The following is a 6,939-nucleotide window of genomic DNA, read 5'->3' as shown; positions in this document are numbered from 1 at the left end:
GCCGGATCAACGCATCCAACCCGTGCTCGGAATACATGTTCCTCGACGACACGGCGTGCAATCTCGCCTCGATCAACCTGATGGCGTTCCACACCGCCGACGGGTCGTTCGACACCGAGGGCTTCGCCCATGCCTGCCGCCTGTGGACGGTGGTGCTGGAGATCGCGGTGCTGATGGCGCAGTTCCCGTCGCGCCGCATCGCCGAGCTCAGCTACGAGTTCCGCACGCTCGGCCTGGGATACGCCAACATCGGCGGCCTGCTGATGGCGATGGGCCTGCCCTACGACAGCGACGAGGGCCGGGCGATGTGCGGTGCCATCACCGCCCTGATGACCGGCCAGTCCTACGCCACCTCGGCCGAGATGGCGGCGGAACTGGGGCCCTTCCCCGGCTACCGGAAGAACCGCGACGCGATGCTGCGGGTCATCCGCAACCACCGCCGCGCCGCCCGCGGCGAGACCGGCGGCTACGAGGGACTGACCATCCTGCCGGTGCCGCTCGACGCCCTGCGCTGCCCCGACCAGACCGTGGTCGAGGCCGCGCGCGCCGCCTGGGACGCGGCGCTGGAGCTCGGCGAGCGGCACGGTTTCCGCAACGCGCAGACGACGGTGATCGCGCCGACTGGCACGATCGGCCTCGTCATGGATTGCGACACCACCGGCATCGAGCCCGACTTCGCCCTGGTGAAGTACAAGAAGCTCGCCGGCGGCGGCTACTTCAAGATCATCAACCGCATGGTGCCGCAGGCGCTGCGGCGCCTGGGATATCCCGAGTGGCAGGTCGAGGAGATCGTGCGCTGGGCGGTCGGCCACGGTTCGCTCGAGGGCGCGCCCGGCATCGACCACGAGGGGCTGCGGGCACGCGGCTTCACCGACGCCGCCATCGACCGGCTGGAGGCGGCGCTCGGCAGCGCCTTCGACATCCGCTTCGTCTTCAACAAGTGGACGCTGGGCGAGGAGTTCTGCCGCGACCAGCTCGGCCTCGACCCCGCCGTCATGGACGAGCCCGGCTTCGACATGCTGGCGGCGCTGGGCTTCCCGCGCGAGGCGATCGACGCCGCCAACATCCACTGCTGCGGGGCGATGACGCTCGAAGGCGCGCCCTACCTGAAGCCCGAGCACCTGCCGGTCTTCGACTGCGCCAGCCCCTGCGGCCGTGACGGCAAGCGGTTCCTGTCGGTCGACAGCCACATCCGGATGATGGCGGCGGCGCAGCCCTTCATCACCGGCGCCATCTCCAAGACCATCAACATGCCGAACTCGGCCACCGTCGAGGACTGCAAGGCGGCCTACATGCTGTCCTGGCGCCTCGGCATCAAGGCCAACGCCCTCTACCGCGACGGCTCGAAGCTGTCGCAGCCGCTGGCGGCCACCGTCGGCGACGACGCGGCCGAGGAGATCGCCCTCGACGTCGCCGCCGCGGCCCCCGCCGCCAAGGCGCCGATCGTCGCCGAGCGGATCGTCGAGCGCATCGTCGAGCGGGTGGTCGAGCGCGCCGAGCGCCGGCGCCTGCCGCAGCGGCGCAAGGGCTACACCCAGAAGGCGATCGTCGGCGGCCACAAGGTCTATCTGCGCACCGGCGAGTACGAGGACGGCAAGGCCGGCGAGATCTTCATCGACATGCACAAGGAAGGCGCCGCCTTCCGCTCGCTGATGAACAATTTCGCCATCGCGATCTCGATCGGCCTGCAGTACGGCGTGCCGCTGGAGGAGTTCGTCGAGGCCTTCACCTTCACCCGCTTCGAGCCGTCGGGGATCGTCGAGGGCAACGACACGATCAAGATGGCGACCTCGATCCTCGACTACATCTTCCGCGAACTCGCCATCTCCTATCTCGGCCGCCACGACCTCGCCCATGCCGAGCCGGCGGACATGATGCCGGACACGCTGGGCCGCGGCGACGGCGAGGGCGACCTGCCGCCGTCGCTGGCCGCCGTGCAGCGCGTCGCCAGCAATGGCTACGTCCGCTCGCGGCTCTACGTCGTGTCGGGCGGCGGCGAGGCCGCGGCCACGACCGGCCTCGCCGGCCAGGCGACCGCGGTCGCCGGCGGGACCAGCCTCGTCCAGGCCTACGAGGCCCAGAGCGAAACCACCGTCAGCCAGTCCACCGTCAACCTGGCGCGCGGCGCCTCGCGGGCCGAGCGGGTGCGGCAGGCGAGGATGAAGGGCTACGAGGGGGATTCCTGCGCCGAGTGCGGCAACTTCACGCTGGTGCGCAACGGAACCTGCCTCAAGTGCGACACCTGCGGCTCGACCAGCGGCTGCAGCTGATCCCCGATCCCCAAAGCTGGTCGGCTCCCCAAGCGAACTGCGGGGGACGGATGACCGTCCCCCGCCCTTTCGCGGCCCGATCCGGGTCGCGGTCCATGACGACTGGGGCGACCTGCCGGATGCGCTCGGCCACCTGACCCCGGGCGGCAGCGGCGTCTGGGACGGCGTCGCGTTCGCGCCCGCCGCCGCGATGCCGGCAGCGGATTTCGTGCTGGTTCTGAACCGCCCGGCCGAGGACGGCGTGATCGTCACCTGTCCGCCCGAGCGGCTCTGGTTCGCCGTCGGCGAACCGCCGACGCCCTACCATCGGCCGCTGCATCTGGGCCAGGGCGAGGGCACGGTGGTCTTCACCTGTGAGCCCCGGCTGTCGCGCAATCCCCCGCCCGACTGCCCGCGCAGCTACGTCTTCGACCTCGCGATGCTGCGGACGTGGAGCGTCCGCCGCACGCTCGACGAGGTGCCGACGATGGCGCCGCCGGAGAAGACCGCCGGCCTCTCCTGGATCACCAGCGACCTGCGGCTGCTCCCCGGCCATCGGCGGCGGATGGCGTTCCTGGAGGCGCTCCGGCGCCAGGACATCCCGTTCGACCTCTTCGGCCGCGGCTTCCGCCCGATCGCCGACAAGTGGGAGGGGCTCGCTCCCTACCGCTACTCGATCGCCTTCGAGAACAGCACGGCGCCCGCCTATTTCTCGGAGAAGGTCATGGACTGCTTCGTGGCCATGACCATGCCGATCTTCTTCGGCACGCCCCACCTTGCGCGGTTCTTCCCCGAGGACGCGTTCGTCCGGCTCGATCCCGACGCCCCCGACCTGTTCGACCGGCTGCAGGCCGTCCTCGCCTCCGACCGCTGGCGGACGGGGCGATCGGCGCTGCTCGCGGCCCGCCGCCTCGTCCTCGATCGCTACAACCTCTTCGCCCGGCTCGCCCGTCACATGCGGCGGCGGATGGCGCCGCCTTCGCCGGCGCGGACCTTCCTGCTGCGCCGCCCCGACCTGAGGGCGCCCGACCCGGCCGCGCCGGGCCGCCCCTGATCCCCCGCTCAGGCGGCGTCGGCGAACGGCATGTCGGCACCGGTCGGAACGTGGCGGGCGGCACGCAGGCCCTCGTCGTCCCACTTCATGCCGCTCGCCAGAATGCGCTGGGCCGCGATCTCCGCCGCCCGGCGCTGGGTATGGTCGGTCAGCGGCCGCTCGCGCCGTTCCCAGAGCGCCAGCGCCGCCTCGACCGTGTCGCACTCGTCGAGCGCGCAGGCGAGGCCGAGCGCATTGGCGATGGCGCAGCCCGCGCCCTGGGCCAGCGTCGGCGGCATGGCGTGGGCGGAATCGCCGACGATGGCGACCCGGCCCACCGACCAGCATTCGAGCTTGGTCGTCTCGTAGACGTCGTAGCGGCCCTTGTCGCCGAGCCGCGACAGGGCCGGTTCGAGCTGCGGAAAGCACGCGATCCAGGGCGCGGGATTGATCGGGATGGCGGAGGCCTCGGCGTCGGCGACCGGCGCCATCATCGCCATGTAGAGGTCGTTTGCGCCGGACGGCGTGTAGAGGATGCGCAGCGTCCGCGGCGCGTGGGCCCAGAAGTCGATGACGTGGTCCCACTCCCCGCCCTCGAGGCCGCTGCGGTCGGTCAGCACCCGGATGATGCCGTCGCGGTACTTCCGGCGCTCCTGCGGGATCGCCAGCGAGTCGCGCACCTTCGAGCGCACGCCGTCGGCGCCGATGACGATGTCGGCCGGCAGGCGCCGGCCCGATGCCAGCAGCAGCTCGCCCGCGGGCGTGGCGCCGACCGCCTCGGAACCGGTCACGATCTCGGCGCCCGAGGCGACCGCCGCCTTCAGCATCGCCGCATGGAGGTGCTGGCGCGGCATGGTCAGCAGCCGGTACTGCCCCGGCCCGTTGATCGGCTGGTAGGACAGGCACTTGCCGTCGGTGCGCGTCTCGTAGACCGGGGCGGCGAAGGCGCCGTCGCGCACGTCGGCATAGGCGCCGATCGCGTTCAGCACCCGCAGGCCGTTGTCCCAGATGAAGATCCCGGCGCCGAAGGCCCGCGGCTCGGGATTGACCTCGTGGACCCGCGCCGTCCAGCCGCGCTGGCAGAGCGCCGCCGCCGCCGCCAGCCCGGCGAATCCCGCCCCTGCAATCTCCGCGTGCCGCCGCTTCGCCATCGTCCGCTCCGCCGTCGCTCCGGACCCGCCGGAGGCAGACGCTACCGCAGCGAAATACCGCGAGCTAGCCGCGGCGCGAATCCCGCGCCCGCACGGCGTCGATCAGCTTGCTCTCGTTCTCCTCGGCGACGCCGTCGGCGAGGAGCAGGCGGAAGGCGTCGACCGCCGCCTGACCGAGCGGCGACCGCACCCCCATGGCGCGGGCATGGGCGAGACCGTAGCGGGTGTCCTTGAGCCGCCAGCGGCCGGAAAAGACGACATCCCGGGAGTGATCGGCGCGCAGCATCAGCGGCCCGTTGCGCACCACCTGCGGGCTGGCCGACCCGCCCTTCGACAGGGTGCGCACCACCAGTTCGAGGTCGAGGCCCGCCCGCTCCGCCACCACCAGCCCCTCCGCCAGCGCCGCGATCTGGATCGACCCCATCAGGTTGACGATCAGCTTGTAGGCGTTGCCGGCGCCGACCGCACCGAAATGCACGACCTCGGTCGCGATCGCCCGGAACACCGGCCGGAGCGCGTCCAGGTCCGGCAGGAGCGCCCCGACGAAGAGCGTGAGCCGGCCCGCCGCGGCCGCGTCGGGCAGGCCGGTCACCGGGCAGTCGACGAAGCGGAAGCCCCGGCCCCGCGCGCGTTCCGCCAAGGTCTCCAGCCAGCGGTGCGAGATGGTCGAACACTCGACGGCGAAGGCCCGCGGCGCGGTGCGGGCGGCGAGCGCACCGTCGCGGCCGAGCCACATGTGCCGGGACGCGACGTCGTCGCCGACCATGGAGAAGACGATCTCCGCCCCCTCGGCCGCCGCGCGCGGGCTCGCCGCCACCGCCGCGCCGCGCCGGCGCAGGGCAGCCGTGCGCGTCGCCGTCCGGTTGTAGACGGTGACCGCGTGGCCGGCATCGACGAGCCGGCCGGCCATGCCGACGCCCATGTTGCCGAGCCCGAGAAAGGCGATGCGGCGGCTCTGCATCCGTCTCTCCGTCCATAAATTCTGGTCGGATTTCGCCGACAGGAATTAATTTGCCTAATGGCGTCCCCGGCGGTTTTCTCCCACGGGACGAGGGCCGGTGTCGATGCCGGCCCTGGAATGCCGCAGGGGATCGCCGATGCCGCCCGATACCGCCGCCGTCTCCAGCCGCGCGCTCGCTGCCTTCCCCGCCGGCATCGCCAACGGCGAGTTCGGCCTGCCGCCGGAGCTGCTGGTCGCCATCGCCCGCGGCGACGGCGCGCGGCTGTGGGACACGGCCGGCAAGGAATATCTCGACTTCTCGATGGGCTGGGGCTCGGCGCTCGTCGGCCATGCCCGCCCGGAAGTGGTGGCCGCCGTCACCCGCCAGGCGCCGCTCGGCTCCAACTTCGCCTATCTCAACCCCGAGGTGCTGGCGCTGGCCGAGGAGATCCGCCGCGCCTGCCCCGCGGTCGAGCGGCTGCGCTTCTGCGCGTCCGGCACCGAGGCGACGATGTATTGCCAGCGGGTCGCCCGCGCCGTCTCGGGCAAGGCGCGCATCCTCAAGTTCGAGGGCGCCTATCACGGTGCAAACGAGGCCGGGGTGACGAGCCTCTTCCCCAGCCGCGACCTGCCGTTCCCCGAGCCGGAGCTGACCAGCGCCGGCACGCCGTCGGCCGCCCATGAGCTGCTGGTGGCGCCGTGGAACGACCTCGCGCGCACCGAAGCGATCCTGCGCGCCCATCGCGACGAGCTGGCGGGCGTCATCATGGAGCCGCTGCAGCGCTGCACGCCGCCGCTGCCGGGCTTCCTCGAAGGCGTCCGGCGGGCCTGCACCGAGCTCGGCCTCATCCTCATCTTCGACGAGGTGGTGACCGGCTTCCGCCTCGCCTATGGCGGGGCGCAGGAGTTCTACGGCGTCCTGCCGGACCTCGTCGCCTACGGCAAGGCGCTGGGCGGCGGCTACCCGATCGGCGCCTTCGGCGGCCGCGCCGACCTGATGGACTGGGTGGACGAGGCCCGCATCGGCACCGACCGCTATGTCTGGATGGCCTCGACGCTGGGCGGCAACCCGATCTCGACCACGGCCGCCAACGCCGCCCTCTCGGTCTTCCGCCAGCCCGGCACCTACGAGCATCTGCACGGGCTGGGGACGGAGTTCCGCGGGATGCTGCGCGAGGTGCTGGCGCACCACCAGATCGCCGGCCAGATCATCGGCGACGGACCGCTCGCCCAGATCGTCTTCAGCGACCAGCCGGTCTTCGATTACCGCTCGACGAAGCGGGGCGACAAGGGCCGCGCGCGCCGCATGATGCTGGGTCTCTTCCGCCGCGGCGTCTTCCTCAACCCGATGGGGACCAAGCTCTACCTGTCCCTGGCGCACGATCGCGCCATGTGCGGCGCCTTCTGCGACCGGCTATCGGCGGCCCTCGGCGACACGGACTGACGGAGTGGGAGGCGGCGGGGTATAGACCGCCGATGCCGACCCCTGCCCACGCGCTCTATCGCGACCTCGTCGACGCCTACGCCGCCCGCAACCCCGAGGAGGAGGCCGCCCTGGTGCCACTG

4 protein-coding genes and 1 pseudogene are annotated in these 6,939 nt (G+C 72.0%); 3 read left to right on the top strand and 2 right to left on the bottom strand.

The genetic code is table 11. The features are described from left to right. Positions 1-2,270: pseudogene (locus ACE3Q3_RS20955) on the top strand (vitamin B12-dependent ribonucleotide reductase); the annotation flags it as partial. A gap of 208 nt (positions 2,271-2,478) precedes the next feature. After that, positions 2,479-3,303 carry a glycosyltransferase family 10 domain-containing protein gene (locus tag ACE3Q3_RS20950; protein ID WP_374449215.1) on the top strand — a complete coding sequence of 275 codons (825 nt, stop codon included), beginning with the start codon at positions 2,479-2,481 and terminating at the stop codon, positions 3,301-3,303. An 8-nt stretch (positions 3,304-3,311) separates the two neighbouring features. Here the strand turns inward: ACE3Q3_RS20950 and ACE3Q3_RS20945 are convergent, their stop codons facing one another. Next, positions 3,312-4,433, bottom strand: coding sequence for an FAD-dependent oxidoreductase (locus tag ACE3Q3_RS20945; RefSeq protein ID WP_374449213.1), 1,122 nt, complete (start codon positions 4,431-4,433; stop codon positions 3,312-3,314). A 64-nt stretch (positions 4,434-4,497) separates the two neighbouring features. Continuing rightward, on the bottom strand, positions 4,498-5,394 hold the full coding sequence (locus ACE3Q3_RS20940; protein ID WP_374449211.1) for an NAD(P)-dependent oxidoreductase: 897 nt from the start codon (positions 5,392-5,394) through the stop codon (positions 4,498-4,500). A gap of 136 nt (positions 5,395-5,530) precedes the next feature. On the opposite strand from ACE3Q3_RS20940, the gene ACE3Q3_RS20935 reads away from it, so the two are divergent. Further along, entirely contained in the window at positions 5,531-6,817 is a 1,287-nt protein-coding gene (locus tag ACE3Q3_RS20935; protein WP_374449209.1) for an aspartate aminotransferase family protein, read from the top strand. Positions 6,818-6,939 lie beyond the last annotated feature (122 nt).

The organism is Allostella sp. (assembly GCF_041913585.1).
Classification (GTDB): Bacteria; Pseudomonadota; Alphaproteobacteria; order ATCC43930; family Allostellaceae; genus Allostella.
This window is presented reverse-complemented; position numbering and strand designations above follow the sequence as displayed.